At 66.1% G+C, this 20,229-nt stretch carries 18 protein-coding genes and 2 pseudogenes; 5 read left to right on the top strand and 15 right to left on the bottom strand.

Features of this window, described 5'->3' with window-relative positions:
- The 8 genes and pseudogenes from A5678_RS27135 to A5678_RS13375 form a co-directional block, all read right to left on the bottom strand.
- A pseudogene (locus A5678_RS27135) lies at window positions 1-167 on the bottom strand (TetR/AcrR family transcriptional regulator); the annotation flags it as partial.
- A 76-nt stretch (window positions 168-243) separates the two neighbouring features.
- Entirely contained in the window at window positions 244-702 is a 459-nt protein-coding gene (locus tag A5678_RS13405; RefSeq protein WP_068043038.1) for a universal stress protein, read from the bottom strand.
- A 90-nt stretch (window positions 703-792) separates the two neighbouring features.
- Window positions 793-2,325, bottom strand: a complete 1,533-nt coding sequence (locus tag A5678_RS13400) for an NAD(P)/FAD-dependent oxidoreductase (RefSeq protein WP_068043049.1) — start codon at window positions 2,323-2,325, stop codon at window positions 793-795.
- Between the two features lie 116 nt (window positions 2,326-2,441).
- A complete protein-coding gene (locus A5678_RS13395) occupies window positions 2,442-3,176 on the bottom strand; it encodes a TetR/AcrR family transcriptional regulator (protein ID WP_156746910.1) in 735 nt (244 codons plus the stop codon).
- Between the two features lie 78 nt (window positions 3,177-3,254).
- The gene (nrdE, locus tag A5678_RS13390) at window positions 3,255-5,432 is read right to left on the bottom strand and encodes a class 1b ribonucleoside-diphosphate reductase subunit alpha (protein WP_082945553.1); all 2,178 of its coding nucleotides are present in this window, start codon (window positions 5,430-5,432) and stop codon (window positions 3,255-3,257) included.
- The gene (gene nrdI / locus A5678_RS13385; protein ID WP_067210928.1) at window positions 5,402-5,845 is read right to left on the bottom strand and encodes a class Ib ribonucleoside-diphosphate reductase assembly flavoprotein NrdI; all 444 of its coding nucleotides are present in this window, start codon (window positions 5,843-5,845) and stop codon (window positions 5,402-5,404) included. The genes nrdE and nrdI overlap by 31 nt, the downstream gene beginning before the upstream one ends.
- Window positions 5,846-5,952: 107 nt before the next feature.
- The gene (locus A5678_RS13380) at window positions 5,953-6,192 is read right to left on the bottom strand and encodes a redoxin NrdH (protein ID WP_007171236.1); all 240 of its coding nucleotides are present in this window, start codon (window positions 6,190-6,192) and stop codon (window positions 5,953-5,955) included.
- A gap of 519 nt (window positions 6,193-6,711) precedes the next feature.
- Entirely contained in the window at window positions 6,712-7,272 is a 561-nt protein-coding gene (locus A5678_RS13375; RefSeq protein WP_231983662.1) for an NAD(P)H-dependent oxidoreductase, read from the bottom strand.
- Between the two features lie 93 nt (window positions 7,273-7,365).
- Here A5678_RS13375 and A5678_RS13370 point away from each other — a divergent pair, with 93 nt between their 5' ends.
- Both A5678_RS13370 and A5678_RS13365 read left to right on the top strand, forming a co-directional pair.
- Window positions 7,366-7,980 carry a TetR/AcrR family transcriptional regulator gene (locus A5678_RS13370; RefSeq protein ID WP_068043036.1) on the top strand — a complete coding sequence of 205 codons (615 nt, stop codon included), beginning with the start codon at window positions 7,366-7,368 and terminating at the stop codon, window positions 7,978-7,980.
- Window positions 7,980-9,013, top strand: a pseudogene (locus tag A5678_RS13365) (DNA polymerase IV). Before A5678_RS13370 ends, A5678_RS13365 begins: the two are co-directional and overlap by 1 nt.
- Here A5678_RS13365 and A5678_RS13360 read toward each other — a convergent pair.
- Both A5678_RS13360 and A5678_RS13355 read right to left on the bottom strand, forming a co-directional pair.
- Window positions 8,948-9,871, bottom strand: coding sequence for an SDR family oxidoreductase (locus A5678_RS13360; RefSeq protein WP_068043034.1), 924 nt, complete (start codon window positions 9,869-9,871; stop codon window positions 8,948-8,950). The pseudogene A5678_RS13365 and the gene A5678_RS13360 sit on opposite strands and share 66 nt — an antisense overlap.
- Before the next feature lie 27 nt (window positions 9,872-9,898).
- The gene (locus tag A5678_RS13355) at window positions 9,899-10,534 is read right to left on the bottom strand and encodes a TetR/AcrR family transcriptional regulator (protein WP_068043033.1); all 636 of its coding nucleotides are present in this window, start codon (window positions 10,532-10,534) and stop codon (window positions 9,899-9,901) included.
- A gap of 114 nt (window positions 10,535-10,648) precedes the next feature.
- Between A5678_RS13355 and A5678_RS13350 the strand changes: the two genes are divergently transcribed.
- Window positions 10,649-12,127, top strand: a complete 1,479-nt coding sequence (locus A5678_RS13350; RefSeq protein ID WP_068043032.1) for a cytochrome P450 — start codon at window positions 10,649-10,651, stop codon at window positions 12,125-12,127.
- Between the two features lie 79 nt (window positions 12,128-12,206).
- Here A5678_RS13350 and A5678_RS13345 read toward each other — a convergent pair whose 3' ends face one another.
- A complete protein-coding gene (locus A5678_RS13345) occupies window positions 12,207-12,698 on the bottom strand; it encodes a homocitrate synthase (RefSeq protein WP_068043031.1) in 492 nt (163 codons plus the stop codon).
- Between the two features lie 316 nt (window positions 12,699-13,014).
- Between A5678_RS13345 and A5678_RS27130 the strand changes: the two genes are divergently transcribed.
- On the top strand, window positions 13,015-13,155 hold the full coding sequence (locus A5678_RS27130) for a hypothetical protein (protein WP_156746909.1): 141 nt from the start codon (window positions 13,015-13,017) through the stop codon (window positions 13,153-13,155).
- A gap of 659 nt (window positions 13,156-13,814) precedes the next feature.
- Here the strand turns inward: A5678_RS27130 and A5678_RS13340 are convergent.
- The 3 genes from A5678_RS13340 to A5678_RS13330 all read right to left on the bottom strand — a co-directional run bounded on the left by A5678_RS13340 (window position 13,815) and on the right by A5678_RS13330 (window position 17,558).
- On the bottom strand, window positions 13,815-14,804 hold the full coding sequence (locus tag A5678_RS13340; RefSeq protein WP_068043030.1) for a sensor histidine kinase: 990 nt from the start codon (window positions 14,802-14,804) through the stop codon (window positions 13,815-13,817).
- 97 nt (window positions 14,805-14,901) lie between these two features.
- Window positions 14,902-16,332, bottom strand: a complete 1,431-nt coding sequence (locus A5678_RS13335; RefSeq protein WP_068043028.1) for a FadR/GntR family transcriptional regulator — start codon at window positions 16,330-16,332, stop codon at window positions 14,902-14,904.
- 32 nt (window positions 16,333-16,364) lie between these two features.
- Entirely contained in the window at window positions 16,365-17,558 is a 1,194-nt protein-coding gene (locus A5678_RS13330) for a thiolase family protein (RefSeq protein WP_068043026.1), read from the bottom strand.
- A 53-nt stretch (window positions 17,559-17,611) separates the two neighbouring features.
- Between A5678_RS13330 and A5678_RS13325 the strand changes: the two genes are divergently transcribed.
- Entirely contained in the window at window positions 17,612-17,947 is a 336-nt protein-coding gene (locus tag A5678_RS13325) for a Zn-ribbon domain-containing OB-fold protein (RefSeq protein WP_068043025.1), read from the top strand.
- Window positions 17,948-18,038: 91 nt separating this feature from the next.
- On the opposite strand, the gene A5678_RS13320 is transcribed toward A5678_RS13325, so the two are convergent.
- On the bottom strand, window positions 18,039-20,204 hold the full coding sequence (locus A5678_RS13320; protein WP_068043023.1) for an acyl-CoA dehydrogenase: 2,166 nt from the start codon (window positions 20,202-20,204) through the stop codon (window positions 18,039-18,041).
- Window positions 20,205-20,229: the final 25 nt, after the last annotated feature.

The raw sequence follows: 20,229 nt of genomic DNA, 5'->3' as shown, positions 1-20,229 counted from the left end.
GGTCGACGGACATCGGCCCACATGGCGGCGAAGCCTTCGGCGGGTGTCGCGGGCAGGTCGGCCAGGACGCCCATCTGGCGGCGCTCCACTTCCTCGACGACCGCGAGCAACAGGTCCTCCCGAGATCCGAAGTGATGCAACAGCATTCGATGGCTGGTGCCCACCGCGGCCGCTTTCGCGCAGCTGCTACGCGAACACGGCCCGACGCTTGGCGCGTGACGGCTGCGCAAAACGATCGATGCCTCAGTCGGTGGTGTAGACGATCAGCACGTCGGTTCTGGCCCTGCGGGAGACTTCGGATGGGACCGATCCCAGCAGCCGCCCGGCAACGCTGCTGAGCCCGACGTTGCCGACGACGAGCAGGTCGGCTTGGATCTCCTCGGCGAACTGCACCAGCGCATTGATGGGAGCACCGACGATCGGCTTCTCCTCCACGTGCTTGGCCCCGGCTTGGTGCGCCCGCTCCCTGGCGTTCTGCAGGATCGCGAAGAAAGGGGCCTCGCCCACCGTGCGGTAATCCTGACCGTGGTCGCTTCCCGGTGGGATGGCGTAGCGGCCCTTTTCCACGGGAACGGGAAGATGCGCGGTCGCAACGATCAATTTCGCGCCGTGATGCGCAGCGATCGCGGCTGCGCGGTCCACCGCACGCAGCGACGAATCCGAGCCATCGGTGCCGACCACGACAGTCTGGTAGGCGCTCATTTCCCTCCCAGTGTAAAACCCCGACGGCGGCTCAACACCCACTCAGAGACGAATGCGCGGATAGCACCGAGAGCCTGGCTCGGGCCACGCCTACCCAGCGGGGCTCAGGTCCTTCTGATGCCGTGTACCGGGTAGGCCGAAGAACTGGTATTCCTCCGGCTTCACCGAGCGGGTCTCCCGCCAGTACTCCCAGGTGTAACCGCCCCACAGCACGGTGTTCTTGCCGTGCTCGTCGAGGTACCAGCTGGCGCAGCCACCGGTGTTCCACACCGAGTGCGACAGCCTGCGTTGCAGCTCGTCGTTGAATCGGTCTTGAGCCTCGCGCGTCGGCGCCAGCGCCTGCGCACCCAGCTTGTCGCAGGTCTTGATCGCGCTTGCTACGTAGCGAATCTGGGATTCGATCATGAACACCACGGAGTTGTGCCCCAGCCCGGTGTTGGGTCCCAGCAAGAAGAACAGGTTGGGCACATCGGCGACGGTGATGCCGCGATGAGCGCCGATGCCCTCGCGGTTCCAGCGGTCGACCAGGTCCTCGCCGTGCCGCCCCTTGATCTGGACGTAGGTGTAGGAGTCGGTGACGTGGAAGCCGGTGGCGTAGACGATCACGTCCACCTCGCGCTCGCGGCCGTCGGCGGTGACGATCCCGTCCCGCGTGATGCGACTGATGCCCTCGGTGATCAATTGGGTCTTGGGGTCGGCGACCGCGCCGTAATACGTGGAGGAGTTCAGGATTCGCTTACACCCGATGCGGTAATGCGGGGTCAGCTTGCGGCGCAGCTCCCGGTCCTTCACCGACCGGCGAATGTTGTATTTGCAGTAGGCCTCGATGAACTTCAGCGCGTTAGGCCGCGTGGTCATGCCGATGGCCAACGCCTCCTGTCCCCAGTACAGGGCGAGACGCACCAGCTCCCGCAGGCCCGGGACGTTCGCCATGGCCCGGCGCAGCGCCGCGGGGATTTCGGGGTTGGAGCGCGGCACCACCCAGGGCGGAGTGCGTTGGTAGAGCTGAAGTTCGGCGACCTGCCCGACGATCTCGGGAACGATCTGGATCGCGCTGGCACCGGTGCCGATGATCGCCACCCGCTTGCCGGTCAGATCGACGCTGTGGTCCCACTCCGCGGAATGGAAAGCGGGACCGGCGAATTCGTCGCGGCCCTCAATGTCGGGGAACGACGGGATGTGCAGCGCGCCCGCGCCGGAGATCAGGAACTGGGCGACGTACTCGCGGCCGTCGGCGGTGAACACGTGCCACCGGTTCTCGTCGTCGTCCCAGTGACCGCGATCCACCAGCGAGTTGAACACCATGTAGCGGCGCAGACCGTATTTCTCGGTGACGCCCTTGAGGTAGTCCCAGATCTCGGGCTGATAGGAGAACGGGTTCTTCCAATCGGGCTTGGGCTCGAACGAGAACGAGTACAGGTGCGACGGGATGTCGCAGGCGCAGCCGGGATAGCTGTTGTCTCGCCAGGTGCCCCCGATGTCTTCGGCCTTCTCCAGGATGACGAAGTCCACACCCAGCTTTTGCAGTGCGATCGCCATACCCAGGCCGGAGAAGCCGGTCCCGATGATGAGGGCCCGGGTGTGCACGGGCTCGTGCGCCTGAGTCGGCTCGACGGATGTCATGGCTTCGGTCACGGTGGATCGGTCTTCCTGTTAGCTCTCCCGAAATACCCAGTACCCAGGGTATCGAATGCCACGAGTGTTGACGAACGGCGGAGCGATGTCAACGCCGCTGCGGCTCAGCTCGCGGCGGGGTTGCTGGGCACCACGCTGTGAACCGGCTGGTCTGGGTCCATCGTGATGCCGAGCACCTCGGCGGTGCCGACGATGACCCCCACCATGATGGTCGTCAGATGGGCGACGAACTGGTCGCGCGGCATGCGGCGCGCGCTTTGCGGGTCCGGGCCAAGCCACCACTCCGTGGCCGACGCCGCCGAGCCGAAGGCCGCATGCGCGGCCAGCTCGAACGCGGCATGATCGAGCTCCATCTCACGCAGCTCGTTGTCGAACAGGTCGGCCATCGCCAACGTGATCCCGCGGCCCTCGTTGAGGATCTGGGGGCTGGCCGCCGAGCGGCCCTGAATGAAGACCCGCAGCACGTTGGGGTGCTGGTCGACGAGGCCGACGTACTCGTCGACGGCGCGCCGGATCACCTCGCGCGCCGAGTCGGTCTTCAGGTCCACCGCCGGGAAGATCGCCGCCCAGAGCATGTCGCGCAGGCGTTCCCCGATGGCCTGGAACAGATCAGACTTGTCGTGGAAATGGCGGTAGATCTTCGGCTTGGCGGTGCCGGCCTCCTCGGCGATCTCCCGCACGCTGAGCTCGGGACCCAGACGGTCGATGGCGCGGAACGCCGCGTCCACGATTTCACCGCGCACCTTCTTGCGGTGTTCGCGCCAGCGCTCGCTGCGCGCGTCGACCTTGGCCCCCGGCGGCTTGACGCCGGGGTGGGGTGGTCGCGGAATTCTCACCACGTCAAGCACCATACCCCTCCGGGACCGCCCTGAGCCGCTGACCTGGGCAGACTGCGCGCCGGGAGCCCGGCGCGGCCGTCAGAGCATGCAGGACACGCAGCCCTCGACCTCGGTGCCCTCCAACGCCATCTGCCGCAGCCGGATGTAGTACAGCGTCTTGATGCCCTTGCGCCAGGCGTAGATCTGCGCCTTGTTCACGTCGCGGGTGGTGGCGGTGTCCTTGAAGAACAGCGTCAGGCTCAGCCCCTGGTCCACGTGCTGGGTCGCCGCGGCGTAGGTGTCGATGACCTTCTCGTAGCCGATCTCGTAGGCGTCCTGGAAGTACTCCAGGTTGTCGTTGGTCATGTAGGGCGCCGGGTAGTAGACGCGGCCGATCTTGCCTTCCTTGCGGATCTCGACCTTGCTGGCGATCGGGTGGATCGAGCTGGTGGAGTGATTGATGTAGGAGATCGACCCCGTCGGCGGGACGGCCTGCAGGTTCTGGTTGTAGATGCCGTACTCCTGCACCGATTCCTTCAGCCGTTTCCAGTCGTCCTGGGTCGGGATCCGGATGTCGGCGTCGGCGAAGAGCTGACGCACCTTCTCCGTCTGCGGCTCCCACACCTGCTCGGTGTACTTGTCGAAGAATTCCCCCGACTTGTACTTCGACCGCTCGAAACCGCCGAACGCCCTGCCGCGCTCGATGGCGATGCGGTTCGACGCCCGCAGCGCGTGGTAGAGCACCGTATAGAAGTAGATGTTGGTGAAGTCGATGCCTTCCTCGGACCCGTAGAAGATGCGCTCCCGGGCAAGGTAACCGTGCAGGTTCATCTGCCCCAGCCCGATCGCATGGGATTCGTTGTTGCCCTGCTCGATCGAGGGCACCGACGTGATCGACGTCTGGTCACTCACCGCGGTCAGCGCGCGGATCGCCACCTCGATGGTCTGCGCGAAGTCGGGCGAGTCCATCGCCTTGGCGATGTTCAGCGATCCCAGGTTGCACGAGATGTCCTTGCCCACTTTGGAATACGACAGATCGTCGTTGAACTCCGACGGTGTGGACACCTGCAGGATTTCCGAGCACAAGTTCGAGTGCGTGATCTTGCCCTCGATCGGATTGGCCCGGTTCACCGTGTCCTCGAACATGATGTAGGGGTAGCCCGACTCGAACTGCAGCTCGGCCAGCGTCTGGAAGAACTCCCGCGCCTTGATCTTCGTCTTGCGGATGCGGGCGTCGTCGACCATCTCGTAATACTTCTCGGTCACCGAGATGTCGGCGAACGGCAACCCGTAGACCCGCTCGACGTCGTACGGCGAGAACAGATACATGTCCTCGTTCTTCTTGGCCAGCTCGAAGGTGATGTCGGGAATCACCACGCCCAGGCTCAGCGTCTTGATCCGGATCTTCTCGTCGGCGTTCTCGCGCTTGGTGTCCAGGAAGCGGTAGATGTCGGGGTGATGCGCGTGCAGGTACACGGCGCCGGCGCCCTGGCGCGCACCCAGCTGGTTGGCGTAGGAGAACGAATCTTCGAGCAGCTTCATGATCGGGATGACGCCCGAGGACTGGTTCTCGATGTTCTTGATCGGCGCGCCGTGCTCACGAATGTTGCTCAGCAGCAACGCGACTCCCCCGCCGCGCTTGGAAAGCTGCAGGGCGGAGTTGATCGATCGCCCGATCGACTCCATGTTGTCCTCGATGCGCAACAGGAAGCAGCTCACCGGCTCGCCGCGCTGCTTCTTGCCCGAGTTCAAGAACGTCGGGGTGGCCGGCTGGAAGCGGCCGTCGATGATCTCGTCGACCAGCTTCTCGGCCAGTCCGGTGTCGCCGGCGGCCAGGGTGAGCGCCACCATGACCACGCGGTCCTCGAAGCGCTCCAGATACCGCTTACCGTCGAACGTCTTCAGCGTGTACGAGGTGTAGTACTTGAACGCGCCGAGGAACGTCGGGAACCGGAACTTCTTGGCATACGCGCGGTCCAGCAACTCCTTGACGAAGTTGCGCGAGTACTGGTCGAGAACCTCACGCTCGTAATAGTTTTCACGGATCAGGTAGTCGAGCTTCTCGTCCTGATTGTGAAAGAAGACGGTGTTCTGGTTGACGTGCTGCAGGAAGTACTCGCGGGCCGCCAGCACGTCCTTGTCGAACTGAATCCTGCCGTCGGCGTCGTACAGGTTCAGCATCGCGTTGAGCGCGTGGTAGTCAGATCCCGCCTGGCCCCCAAAAGGGTTGGTGTGCGCGCCGGACGTTACAGGCTCTGCAGTGACGGTTGGTGGCACGTCTGTTCCTTCCAGAATTCTTCCAAACCCGCGCGGACGGCTTCCACGTCGTCCGGGGTTCCCATCAGTTCGAAGCGGTAAAGGTAAGGAACGCCGCATTTGCGCGAGATCACGTTGCCCGCATAGGCGAATTCGGCGCCGAAGTTGTTGTTGCCCGCGGCGATGACGCCGCGGATCAACGACCGGTTGTGCTCGTTGTTCAGGAATGCGATGACTTGCTTGGGGACATAGCCACCGGCATTGAGATCCGGGGTGGCCCGGCCGCCGCCGTACGTGGGCAGTATCAGCACGTAAGGCTCGTCGACCTCGATGCGGCCGTGCAGCGGTATCCGCGTGGCGGGAACACCCAGCTTCTCCACGAAGCGGTGGGTGTTCTCCGACACGGAGGAGAAATAGACCAGTGGCGATCGCAAGCGCGGCGCTGGGGGCACCTCCCGCTTGCGTAGCGGGTCGCCACTAATCCAACTTGGGTTGCGCGACTGCACCGCAACCTCCTTACCTAATGTCTGCCACTAACTGCTCAGGCGCTGAGCGCCGATTCCGCGAGCGCCTTGATGCGGTCCGGGCGAAAACCCGACCAGTGGTCGTTGCCCGCCACCACCACCGGGGCCTGCAAGTAACCCAGCGCCATCACGTAGTCGCGCGCCTCGTTGTCCAGCGAGATGTCGACCTTCTCGTAGCCGATGCCCTGCTTGTCCAGGGCCTTGAACGTGGCGCTGCACTGCACGCATGCCGGCTTGGTGTACACGGTGATGCTCATAGAAGCCGCTCCTTTGCGGAAGGTGGGACTTGTTATGGACTGGCAACTACTCGGGTACTGCAACGAACTCTGTCCTCGCTGTGTTACAGCGGCCCGTCAAGTCCTCCGATTCCCGTCCTGCGACCGACGGGGTCGAATGACCTGTCGAGCCGATTTCGGGTGGTGAACCAGGCCCCGGTCGGGCTGGTGAACCTGGGATCTGCCGGTGCTCGAAACACTACACCTAGTGGCTGACAAGATGTCGAGATACAAGATGTTCGGAATAACATTTCTGAAATTCGCTGGTCGTAAGCCCTCTCGATGACACGCGCCCGGCGTGTCGCAGGTCACATTTCTCATCGAGCCCATCCATACGAATGGGTATATCAGCGGCCACCGACAACACCGCGCCGGCGCCGGCCCATCACCCAAGGCCGGGCCGCCGCCAGCAAAGCCGCCAGCCGGAGGCTGGCGGCTTTGGCCATTCGATTACAGCAACCTCGCTGGTCGCCCGGCGACCGGCTTGTTGACTTCTGCCAATCAGCCGACTTCGGCGACGAGCTTCCCGACGAGATCACGTACGTTCCCCGAGAGTTCGGCGTGCTCCGCTGGCGCCTTGCCTTCCAGGGTTTTGAACGGCACCGAGAGCTTGATCGACTCGACAACGCGTGCGCCGGCTATCCCGAACGACTTGCGGGTTTCGTCGTGCGCCCAGACCCCGCCGTACTGACCGAAGGAGCCGCCGATGACGGCCAGCGGCTTGCCCTTAAGAGCGCCGTTGCCGAACGGGCGGGACAGCCAGTCGATCGCATTCTTGATGACGGCCGGAATGCTGCCGTTGTATTCCGGGGTGACCACCAGCGCGGCGTCGGCCTCCGCCGCAGCGGCGCGCAGCGCGCTCACCGGAGCGAGCGGCGCAGCGTCGGCGTTCATCGCGTGGTCGATTTCCTCGTTGTAGAACGGCAGTTCCGCCAGCCCTTCGAACACCGTCACAGCGACGCCATCGGGGGCGACGTCCGCCGCCAGCTCCGCAATCTGACGATTGATCGACGCCGCGCGCAAGCTCCCCACCAACGCCAAGACCTTGATGTTTTCCGCCACCGTTGTCGTTTCCCTTCGGTTGTTGATTTCCATCCTCGCATGCTGCAACCGGACTGTAGTCCGGTTCTATTCCCGCCGCGTTAAAGTACTGGGGTGAGCAGTATCGAGCGGCTCGGCGAGTTGCCCGTGTGGGCGCCGCAAGCGGCCCTGCCGGAGCGGGGTGACGCGGCGCGTAACCGCGCCCTCCTCTTGGATGCGGCCCGGCGCTTGATCGCCGAGCGCGGTGCGGATGCCGTCACCATGGACGACGTGGCCGCCGCCGCCGGCGTCGGCAAGGGCACGTTGTTTCGCCGGTTCGGCAGTCGCGCCGGCCTGATGATGGTGCTGCTCGACGAGGACGAGCGAGCCAGCCAACAGGCCTTTCTATTCGGCCCGCCCCCACTGGGGCCCGACGCTCCGCCGACCGACCGGCTGGTGGCGTTCGGCCGGGAGCGGATCTGCTTCGCCCACGCCCATCACGAACTCCTGTCGGAAGCCCACCGCGATCCGCAGACTCGTTACAGCGCGCCCGTCCTGGTGCATTACACCCATATTCGGGCGTTACTCCAGGCGGCGCACACCACCGGCGATCTCGACGCTCAGACCAATGCCCTGCTGGCCCTGCTCAACGTGAACTACGTCGAGCATCAGCTCAACGATCGCGGCCATACCCTCCAGACCTTGGGTGATGCCTGGGAAAGCTTGGCGCGCAAGCTTTGTGGCCGCTGATGAGTCCGGTCTGGGTCCTGCACGTCGACCTCGATCAGTTTCTGGCGTCGGTCGAGTTGCGCCGCCATCCCGAGCTGGCCGGGCTGCCGGTCATCGTCGGCGGCAACGGCGATCCGTCCGAACCGCGCAAGGTCGTCACCTGCGCCTCCTATGAGGCGCGGGAGTTCGGCGTGCGCGCCGGCATGCCGTTGCGGTCCGCCGCGCGCCGCTGCCCCGACGCGACGTTTCTGCCGTCGGATGCCGCCGCCTACGACGCGGCCTCCGAACAGGTGATGGGGTGTTGCGCGATTTGGGGCACCCGGTCGAAGTGTGGGGATGGGACGAGGCGTACGTCGGGGTGGCGGCGACCGACCCGGCCGAAGTCGCCGAAGAGATCCGCGCGGTCATCTCGTCGGAAACCGGGCTGTCCTGCTCGATCGGAATCAGCGACAACAAACAACGCGCCAAGGTCGCGACCGGCTTCGCCAAACCGGCGGGCATCTTCACGCTCACCGATGCGAACTGGATGACCCTGATGGCGGACCGCCCGGTCGACGCGTTGTGGGGGGTCGGCCCCAAAACGGCCAAAAAGCTTGCCACGCTGGGAATCACGACGGTGTGGGAGCTCGCGCGCAGTGATGCCGAGCTGCTGACGTCCGCGTTCGGCCCGCGCACCGGCCTGTGGCTGTTGCTGTTGGCCAAGGGCGGCGGTGACACCGGCGTCAGCGCCGAGCCATGGATTCCGCGCTCCCGCAGCCACGTCGTCACCTTCCCGCGCGACCTGACCGATCGCAGCGAAATGGATTCGGCCATAACACAACTGGCCGAACAGGCGTTGGTGGACGTGCTGGCGTCGGCCCGGATCGTGACGCGGGTCGCGGTTACCGTGCGAACAGCGACGTTCTACACCCGCACCAAAATCCGCAAGCTGGACACCGCCACTACCGATCGCGACACCATCGTCGCCGCTGCGCTACGCGTGCTGGACCTATTCGAGCTCGACCGCCCGGTCCGGCTGCTCGGGGTGCGCCTCGAACTGGCCATGCCGGACTAGCGGCGCCGGGGCCGGCCGCAGAGCGCGCGTGAAGATGACGTTGACCTGACGCATCGCCACGCTGTAGGGCCACCAGGCCAGCCGCTTGAACGCGTACAGCGCCCGGATGTCCGCCGACGTGTAGATCAGGTAGCGGTTCTTGGCGACCCCGACCAAGATCTTCTCGGCCGCCTTCTCCGGCGAGACGGCGTGGCCGCTGAAGCGGTTCACCCAACGGGCGACCTTGGGATCTTCGCGGTCCACCCCGGCGATCTCGACGGTTTGGACCAGCGGGGTGTTCACCGCGCCCGGCACCACCACCGAGACCCCGATCCGGTGGCGGGCCAGGTCGAAGCGCAGCACCTCCGACAGGCCGCGCAGACCGTACTTGCTGGCGCTGTAGGCGGCGTGCCACGGGAGCGCGACCAACCCGGCCGCCGACGACACGTTGACCAGGTGCCCGCCGTTGCGGGCGGCCACCATCGGCGGCACGAACGTTTCGATGACGTGGATCGGACCCATCAGGTTGATCGCGATCATCTTGCTCCACTGGTCGTGGGTCAGCCGGTCGACCGTGCCCCAGGCGGACACTCCGGCGATGTTCAGCACGACGTCCATGCTCGGATGGTCGCGATGGATGTCGGCGGCGAAGGCCGCCACCTGCTCGTAGTCGGCGATGTCGAGGGCCCGATGTTCGGCCACCCGGGCGCCCAGCGCGCGGGCGTCGGCGACGGTGAGCTCGAGGCCCGCCCGGTCTCGGTCGGTCAGATAGAGTTCGGCGCCTTGTGCGGCCAGCCGCAACGCGGTGGCGCGGCCGATGCCGCTGGCCGCGCCGGTGACCAGACACCGTTTGCCTGCGTAGTACCCCTGCTGCCCCATTGCCGTGACGATACCGGCGGTAACGCCCTAGGGACGCCCGCCCCACAGGGCATGCAGCCACAACCGCTCGAGCACGCGCACGCGCCGGTCGCGATCGCTGTCACGGCCGGCCAGGATGGGATCGCCGGTCAGCACGAGCGCGGTGGTACCGGCCAGGGTGCGGATCAGTGTCGGCAGATCGTCGCTGATGGGGCTGGCGGTCCCGGCCTTCATCTCGGCCTCGACGATGGCGACGATCTGACCCAGCACCACCTCGAATTGTTGATCCATGAGGTTACGGATCTCGACGTCGGTAGTGCGGGCCTCGTTGCAGGCGGTCATCACCGGGTCGTTGTGCGCGTAGACGGCCGCCGCGCTGCCGACCATGCGCTCGGCGAACTGCTCCGGAGACTCGCCCAACTGGCGAGGGGCGAAATCCTGGGTCAGCTCTTCGAGTTCCTGGGCGGCCTCGGCCATCAGCTGGGCGAGCACGGCGTACTTGGAGTCGAAGTAGAAGTAGAAGCCCGACCGGGCCACCCCGGCCCGGAGGCTGATGGTGCTGACCGACAGCTCCGCGAATGGCTTCTCCTGCAGCAGTTCCCGCACCGCCTGCAGGATCGCCTGGCGCTGCTTGTCGCCGCGTCGTTGCCCGCCCGGCTCCGGAGTGGCGGGGTGGCTGCTCATTCCCCGACCTTGCACCACGCCGGTCAAAAAGCAAACTTGACAGCCGTCAAGTTTTTTCCGAAGGTTATAAGACAGTGACGGCTGTCACCTCGGAGGGAACGCAAAGGAGCGTCTATGACCGCCACGATCAGCACCCCGCAGTACCTGCTGGACCAGGCGCGGCGCCGGTTCACCCCGACGTTGAACACCATCCCGGGGATGGGTGCGGTCGAGAAGCGTCTGCTCGCCCACGACTGGGAAACCAAGGTGCTGGCCGAGCCGCCCGCCGGTAGCGGCCTCAAGCCCGTGGTGGGAGACGCCGGCCTGCCGATCCTTGGGCACATCATCGAGATGTTCCGTGGCGGGCCGGATTACGCGCTGCATCTGTATCGCACCCGGGGCCCCCTGCACTTCCTCGACTCACCGATCATGCCGGCGGTCACCGCGCTCGGTCCCGACGCCACCCAGGCCGTGTTCTCGAACAAGAACAAGGACTTCTCGCAAAAGGGCTGGCACCCGGTGATCGGGCCGTTCTTCAACCGCGGCCTGATGATGCTGGACTTCGACGAACACATGTACCACCGGCGCATCATGCAGGAGGCCTTCACCCGCACCCGGTTGACCGGCTACGTCGAGCACATCGACCGGGTGGCGAGCGACATCGTCGCCAATTGGCCGACCAACGACGCGCGGTTCCTGTTCCACCCGGCGATGAAGGAACTCACCCTGGACGTCGCGTCCCTGGTGTTCATGGGGCACGAGCCGGGCACGGACCACGACCTGGTGACCAAGGTCAATCAGGCGTTCACGATCACGACGCGCGCGGGCGGCGCGATCATCCGGCAGCCGCTTCCGCCGTTCAAGTGGTGGCGTGGGCTGCGGGCCCGCAAACTCCTCGAGGACTACTTCATCGAACGGGTGAAGGAACGCCGCAACGCGACCGGCGCCGACATGCTCACCGTGTTGTGCCACACCGAGGACGACGACGGCAACAGCTTCACCGACGAAGACATCGTCAACCACATGATCTTCTTGATGATGGCCGCCCACGACACGTCGACGTCGACGACCACCACCATGGTCTACAACATGGCCGCGAATCCGGAGTGGCAGGAGCGGGCTCGCGAGGAGTCGGCGCGGCTCGGCGACGGCCCGCTGGACATCGAGGCGCTAGAGAAGCTGGAAACGCTCGAGCTGATCATGAACGAGTCGCTGCGCATGGTGACACCGCTGCCGTTCAACATGCGGCAGGCCGTGCGCGACACCGAGCTGCTCGGCCACTACATCCCGGCAGGGACCAACATCACCATCTGGCCCGGCATGAACCACCGGCTGCCCGAATTGTGGACCGAGCCAGGCAAATTCGACCCCGAGCGCTTCGCCGAGCCCCGCTCCGAGCACAAGAAGCACCGCTACGCCTTCGCGCCGTTCGGCGGCGGCGCGCACAAGTGCATCGGCATGGTGTTCGGTCAGCTGGAGGTCAAGACCGTCGTGCACCGCCTGCTGCGCCGCTATCGGCTGGAGCTGGCCCGACCGGGCTACCAGCCGCGCTTGGACTACGGCGGCATGCCGATACCGATGGATGGCATGCCGATCGTCTTGCGCCCGCTCTGAGTCATCGCGAGCAGACGCAAAATCGCGTCTTGCGGCTGCTCGGCGTGCGATTCTGCGTCTGCTCGGCGACTCGAACGCATCAGGCGATCAGTCGGTTAGCGCAGGCGATCACCGCGCGCAGTGCCGACTCGGTGGGACCTTCCGACCAGCCCATCGCCCACTCTTCGCGGGCGCCGTTGCTGCCGCAGACGAAGGTGGCGGTGTCCCCGCCTGATCGCAGCTGATGGAACTTCAGGATTTCCACCGGGATTCCGCGCTCGTGCAGCATCGCGCTGAGCGCCGCGATCGGGCCGCCGGCCGCGGCGGTTGAGGTCTCGATGCGGTCGCCGACGGCGATCGTGGCCCGGAAGTTGCGGGCCTGCGGACCCGGCCGTCGGTGGGTGTCCGTGCATGCCCAGTTGCCGAGGCGGATCGGGCCGGCCGTGTGACCGTAAGTCGCGACGAAACGCTCCCAGGACATCGCGCCGGCCTGGTCCCGCAGGCCGCGGGGTAACGGAGTGTCGAACTGCTGGGCGAACCACACCGTGGCGAGGCATTGGCTGGCCGGATCGAGCCGCTCGGGAAAAGTCATCGTGCCGGTCTTCTTCGGTCGAGAGGAGTGACCGACGGCAGTAGCTTCCGACCCACAGCGGGGGGTCGGTCTAGGTCAGACCCCGCTGCGGGTGCTAGCTACTACGGCACTATCGAGAAGACGCACGAGCGCCGACATTAGCCGCACACCGCCCTGACGTGCAAGTTCCGGCTCCACGGGATAACGCGTCGATCGGTCTCGAAATTTTTCGGCGATTTTGGTTTACTCATGTTGAACAGCGGGTACGGGGCTGGGGCACTGCTCATTCAACGGCTGTGCAACAACCCCTCGGAAGAATGATGAAAGAAGGTTCATCATGAAGGCAGAAGACACCAAGAAGACCCTCAAAGTCGCCACCGTGGCCGTCGGGTTGGCCGCGATGTTGCTGATACCGACGGGCTGTGCAGCGACCGCGGGCACAACCTGCACCGTGAACGTTGGCACCGTCTGCGCCTGACGATGTAGACAAGCGACCCGTTCGACCGCCGCGCGGGGGTTCCCGAGCGGTCGCTCCCGTTATCCGGTCCATCCCGGTGACGGACTAAATTACCTCGCCTTCACGTGGGGCCTACAAATCGCATTTGCGACGTCATATTGCGGTTTAGTCGCCGCTTTAGGGCAATTGATCGAGTGCCGTGAAGCTGGCTATCTTCATTGCTCAATGACGTCTCAAACGTAGTTCTGCGACTGACGTCGTCTCCTCTAATCGCTCACTAGCACAGCATGATTGGGCTGCACAGCCCAGTACTAACCCAGGATGTTCCACAAATACTAAACAACTCGATAAAGGCTTTACGTGTATCGAATAGCAGTTATAACATTTGGTCTGCAGTGCTCGTTTACGCACGCGGCGCTATACCCATGGATGAAAGGTGCGAGTATGAATTCAATGAGGACGAAGAAGGTTCTTAAGGTCGCTGCAGCTGCTGCGGGATTCGTAGTGGTGCTGGCCCTGCCGACGGGATGTGCTTCGTCAGCGGCCGGCAGCGGCGGTCTTCTTGGTGGCACCACGGGTGGCACTGTGGGCGGGGTTATAGGCGGCATCACGGGCGGTCTTGGCCTTTAACCGATTACGTCAAGCAGCCCCTGGGGCTCGTCTCCAGCGGGCTGCTTGCGTTAACCCGTCGGGCCCGCCGACGGCTCGAACCGCAGATACGCCTGAATTGTCGTGCCGCTGGCGGTGGTGTGGGTGCGCACTAGATCCGAGATGGCGTTCACCAGATATAGGCCGCGGCTGGCGGGGCCGCACGGCCCCGGGTTCATGCGGCCCACCAACGGATCCTCGAAGCATCCGGTGTCGCGCGCCTCGCACACCAGGTACCCGTCGTCACGCCAGAACGCAAGCTGGCAGGCGCCGTCGGTGTACATCAAGCTGTTGCTGGCCAGCTCGGTGGCCACCAGTTGGAGATCCTCGATGGCGTCCTGGGACAACCCCATCCACCCGGCGTAATTCGTGGCGAACGAACGCGCGGGGCTGAGGTCCGACGACTTTTTGACCAGGTACGTGACGGCCGCCGGATTGCCGGGCAGCGGCCGGTTGCAGCGCCGCAAGGCGGCATCGGGCGCGTAGTCGGCGCTGCGTTGCAGCGCGTCGCCGCTCCACAGCAGCGGGTGTGTCGCTCGGGCGTCCGCCAGCACGTCGTCGTCGAGCCTGCGCCCGTCGTAGAGGCACAAACCGGTCACCTGGTAGCCGTCCATCGCCCCGTTGACCAGTGCCTCGTGCTCCACGCAGGCGATGAGCTCTTCCTCGGTGCGGCCGGGCCAGGCGACTTGGCTGACCATCCGCACCCGCTGGTCGGGGTGGTCGTCGACGAAAGTCCCCTCCATCGCCATCAGTCGGCTCGGGTTGCGGGCGACCTCGGTGACGTCGACCATCTGCAGATCGGCCGACGACTCACGAGTGCCCAGCGCGTCGCGCAGCAGCGCCAACTCGTCGGACGGCACCGCGACAAGTACCGCCTCGTCCAGCGCCAGCCCGTCGCTGACGAAGCGCGTCACAAAGTCCAGATACTCCTGCTGGGATTGGTAAATAAGTGCCGAATGAACGAAGCCGAGCTTTCCAATGTCGCGGCCCGTCGTCACTCCAGCACTCTCGCTCTCGATCACTGATGCCAACCCCCTGCTGGACCGGCCGCTCACTTCCTCCCTCCCCAGTACCCCCCGCGGGCCTCCGCTATACCGAGCTGCAGATCACATCTGACAACTACAGCCACCAGGACGCGGCGGCGTCCAGATGACGGCGCACACGGTAGCGGGCCAGGCTGTCGTCGCCCGCCTCGATGGCGTCGACGATCCGCAGGTGAGCGTGGTGGACGGCCAGGACGTCCGCCCAGGTCGGGGGCGATTGCCCGGTGCTTGACCAGTGCCGCCGAAAGAGCTCGACGATGATGCGCAGGAACAAGTCCAGAAGCGTATTGCCGGCCAGCTGGGCAAGTCCGACGTGGAACCGGAACTCCTCCACGGCGGCGTCGGCGACATCGCCGGGTGTTTCGTCAACCTCGGATCGATGGGCGGAAAGGAATGCGGCGACCTCGGATTCGCCGCGCCGCTTGACCGCCTTGGCGACGTTGTCGATCTCGATGGCATCCCGCACGCAACGTAAGTCCTCGCGACTCGGGTCACGGTATTGCAGGTACAAGGCGATGGTGTCAATGCTGGCCTGTGCCTGCGGTTTGGCAACGACGAGACCGCCGCCCGGCCCACGGCGCATGTGCGCAATCGAGTGGTATTCGAGCAGCCGCACCGCTTCCCGGAACACCGCGCGGCTCACCCGGTAGCGCTCGAGGAGGGCCGTCTCGGTGCCGAAGACCGAACCGACCTTCCAGCCGCTGGCCGCGATGTCGTCGCCGATCGTGGCCGCCAGCATCTCCGCCAGCTTGCCGCGAGGCACCTCGATGTTGCGCGGCCGACTTTTGCGCCGTCGGCTCGCGTTGCCGGGGTGATGGCGCTGCAGCCACGCGGTCACGGCCTCGACGTGTCGCTCGCTTAGCGTCTTGGCCCGCGCCGAGTCGCCGGACGTGACGGCCGCGACGATCTCGGCGTGATCGACGTGCATCCGGTCGACCGCTTCGATGGCCTCGCTGGCCGTGTCCGTCCGCGACTGCAGGGCGTACCGGGTGGTGAGCCGCATCAGCACATCGATAAACAGTTGCAGGACCGGGTTTTTCGATTGCTCTGCCAGCGCGATGTGGAACTCGTCCCGGGGCGTCGGCAAGCCGGGTTTCCATTGTTCCTCGCCCCGCAGCACGGCGCGCAGCCGAGCGATGCCCGCTTCGTCGATCCGTTCGGCGGCCAGCGAGGCCGCCAACGGTTCGAGCACCAGGCGCGCATTGAGCAGATCGCCCAACGTCGTGCCGAGGTATTCGAGATAGATGACGACGGCCCGGGTGGCGGGGCCGGCGTCGGGCTCGCAGATGATCAGGCCGCCGCCCGGCCCGCGGCGCATCCGGGCCACCTGGTGATGCTCGACGAGCCGGACGGCCTCGCGCAGCACCGAGCGACTCACCCCGAAGCGCTCTTGCAAAGCGTGTTCGGAGCCCAGCGATTCGCCGGTGGACCAGCCGCGGCGGACGATCTCGGCCTCTAGGTCGCCAGCGATCTTGGCAGCCAGCGTGTTCCCGGGACCAGTGCTCATGTCAGGCCCAACGACGCTTGGCGCAAGCCTTTTCAGCATGTGAGCAACATGCAGCCGGCGACGGGTCCGCCTCCCACGGAAACGACGCCGACCTCCGGGCGCTGCGACACCTGCCGCTCCCCCGCCTCGCCGCGCAACTGCAGGCAGCCCTCGTGCAACGCCCAGTAGCCGTGCATGCGCCCGGCAGACAGTTGGCCGCCATAGGTGTTCAGGGGAATTTCACCGTCGCGGGCGATCCGGGCGCCGCCTTCGACGAAGGGCCCCGCCTCGCCGTCGCCGCAGATTCCCAGGGCTTCCAGCCAGGCGAGGGTGAGATAGGTGAATCCGTCATAGAGCTCGGCGACCTTGAGGTCGGACGGCTGCAGGTCGGTCCGCGACCACATCTGCGCCGCCGCATCCGACATCGCCATCTTCGGGTAGTCGTCCCGGTGGAACCACCCGCCGGCGCCATCGGACCCGCCGATCGCCTCCACCGCCACCGCGCGGTGCGGGCAGTCACGCGCGTAGTCCGCATGTGAGACCACCACCGCGATCGAGCCGTCGATCGGGACGTCGCAGTCCAGTAGCCCGAACGGGGTGGATACCGGCCGCGCGCTGAGGTAGTCCGCCATGGTCATCGGGTCGCGGTACACGGCGCGGGGGTTGAGCGCGGCGTTGCGCCTGCCGTTGAGCGCTATCCAACCCAGCTGTTGCTTGGTGGTCCCGTACAGCTCCATGTGGCGCCGGCAGTTGAGCGCCAGCCAGTTCGCGGCGGAGTAGGCGTTGGCCGCAACCAGGTCGTTGACGTCGTCCATCGCGCCGACGGCAGGCCGTTCGGCACCCTCTGGCGCCTCGAACATCCGCGCGAGCGGCGGTGCGGGCGCGTCCTCCTGCGGCTTGACCGGCACCGTGCCCCCGAGCATCTGGATGGTCCGGTACACCACCACGTGGCGGGCCCGACGCTCGGCGACGGCCCGGCACGCCGACATCACCGGGCTGAGCAGGCCGCCGGTACCGAAGCCGGATCCGCAGTCAGCAGCCTCGATCCGCAGTTGCGCGTTCACGTCCGCGGCCGGGGTGTCGCCCAGCGTCGCGATGCCGTCGACGTCGGAGGGAACCAGCCCGGCGTCCTCGACGGCGGCCCGTACCGCTTCCATGGTCAGTTCCAGGCCCGGGATGCCCGTGCGGCGACCGATCCGCGAGATGCCGATGCCGGACAGGATCGCGTCCTTCTCGAAATGCGTCATGCACACCGCCCGTCAGACCACGCGTCGAATCAATTGAGTGTACTGTATTCGACGTGCCGGACCAGCCGCTGCTCATCGAATATTGCGACCATTGCGCGCGCTGGGTGCATCCGGCGGCCGGCGAATGCCGCACGTGCGGCGGCCCGTTGGTCGCGCGGCCGGTCTCCGGGCGCGGCACCGTGTTCACCTATACGGTCAACCACCACCCGTACAACCCAGAGATTCCGGTCCCGTACGTGATCGCCATCGTCGAACTTGCCGAGCAACCGGGTCTCCGGGTGGCCGCCAATATCGTTGACTGCGAACCCGATTCGGTCAGGTGCGGCATGCCCGTCGACCTGCAGCCGGAAAAGGGCAGCGGCGGGGCGCCGCTGTTCGCACCCGCCTGACGCGCCCGCCCCCCATCGCCAGCAGACGCAAAATCGCACGAAATCTAAGATTTCGACGCGATTTTGCGTCTGCTCGTGGGATTCCGGTGCGCTAGTTGATCAGCGGGTCGCGCGGCATGCCGAGGATCCGCTCGGCGATCTGATTGCGGGTCACCTCCGAGGTGCCACCGGCGATCGCCATGCCGCGGGCCCCCATCGCCAGCCGGCCCACGATCGCGCCGGGCCCGTCCATCAGTGCGACTTCCGGGCCCGCCAGCGCCGCCCAGATCGCGGCGCCGTCCACCATGTGCTCGGCCAGCTTCAACTTGGTGATGTTGCCTTCCGGGCCGGGTCCGGCTCCCTCGACGCTGCGCGCAGCGCGGCGCAGGTTCAGCAGCCGCAGGGCATGGTCGTCGGCGAGGAAGGATCCGATTCGAATCGCCGCCCCGGACAAGCTATCTGACTGCTGCTGAGCCAGCTGCACCAGGGTGGACGCCAGGCCCTCGTAGAACGATCCGCTGCCACCGATGCTCACTCGCTCGTTGCCCAGCGTCGCGCGGGCGACCGTCCATCCCGAGTTGGGCGCCCCGACGACGTCCTCGTCGGGAACGAACACGTCGTTGAAGAACACCTCGTTGAATTCCGAGCCACCGGTGATCTGTCGCAACGGCCGCACCTCGACGCCCGGGCCCTTCATGTCGATGATGACGGTGGTGATGCCGGCGTGCTTGGGAGCTTCCGGGTCGGTGCGCACGGTGGCCAGGCCGCGCGCGCAGTACTGGGCGCCGCTGGTCCAGACCTTCTGCCCGTTGATCTTCCAGCCGCCGTCCACCCGCGTCGCGCGGGTCTTGACGGATGCCGCGTCGGAGCCGGCCTCGGGTTCGGAGAACAACTGGCACCAGATCTCCTCTTGGCGCAGCGCCTTCTCCACGAATCTTTCGATTTGCCAATTGGTTCCGTGCTGGATCAGGGTCAGGATCACCCACCCGGTGATCGAGTAGTCGGGCCGCTTGATGCCGGCCGCGCGGAACTCCTCCTCGATCACCAGCTGCTCCACCGCGTCGGCGGCGCGGCCCCACGGCTTGGGCCAGTGCGGCATGACGTAGCCCGTCTCGATCAGCTTGTCGCGTTGCGCCTCTTTGTCCAGCGCAGCGATCTCGGCGGCGTCGGCATGGATCCGGGTGCGCAGTTCTTCGGCCTCGGGCGGCAGGTCGAGGCTGTTCTCCCGCTTGGCGCCGCCGGCCGTGCGCTCGAAGACATCCCGCGCCGGCGCGTCACCGCCGAACAGCGCCGCGACCACCAGCGCGCGGCGCAGATGCAGATGCGCGTCGTGCTCCCAGGTGAAGCCGATGCCGCCGTGCACCTGAATGTTCAGCTCGGCGTTGCGCGCATAGGCGGGGAACGCCAGGGCCGCTGCGACCGCGGCCGCCAGCTGGAACTGGCTTTCGTCCTCGGACGCCGCGCGCGAGGCATCCCACACCGCGGCGACCCCCGACTCGGCGGCCACCAGCATGTTCGCGCAATGATGCTTCACCGCTTGGAAAGTGGCGATGGTGCGCCCGAACTGCTGCCGCACCTTGGCGTATTCCACCGCGGCATCGACGCAGTCCGCCGCGCCGCCCACCGCCTCGGCGGCCAGCAGTGTCTGCGCCCGCGCCAGCGCCGACGCCCGCGCGCCCTCCAGGACGTCGTCGGCAGTGACGCTCACGTTCTCGAGGCGGACCCGTCCCGAACGCCGGGTCGGGTCGAAGTTGTTCGGCACCTCCACCGACACGCCCGCGCGACTGCGCTCCAGCAGCAGCACATCCTCGCCGACGGCGATCAGCAGCAGCTCGGCGAGCCCGGCGCCCAGCACGATTCCGGCGTCACCGTCGGCGATCCCGTTCTTGAGCCGCACCTGGCCGTCCAGGCCGATGCCGGCGGTGACGGTCCCGTCGATCAGCCCGGGCAACAGCCGCGACTTCTGTTCGGCGCTACCGTCTTTGGAGATCACCGCCGACGCGATGACGGTCGGCACGAACGGCCCCGGCGCGACGGCACGGCCGAGTTCCTCGACCACCACCACAAGCTCGGGCAGACCAAACCCGGAACCGCCGTGTTCTTCGTCGACGTGCAGGCCCAGCCAGCCCAACTCGACGAGGTTCTGCCAGAACGGCGGCCGGGATTCCTCTGCGGCGTCGAGTAGGGCCCGCGCCGCCCAGCGGGCCTTCTGCGAGGTCAGGAACCCGCGCGCAACCTCGGCGAGCTCACGGTGGTCGTCGGTCAGTGCGATACCCATGAGGGGCCCTCCTCGCTACCGGCTG

The organism is Mycobacterium sp. E2733 (assembly GCF_001667585.1).
GTDB lineage: Bacteria > Actinomycetota > Actinomycetes > Mycobacteriales > Mycobacteriaceae > Mycobacterium.
Note: the sequence above shows the minus strand (reverse complement) of the source record. Positions and strands in the feature narration are given on the sequence as shown.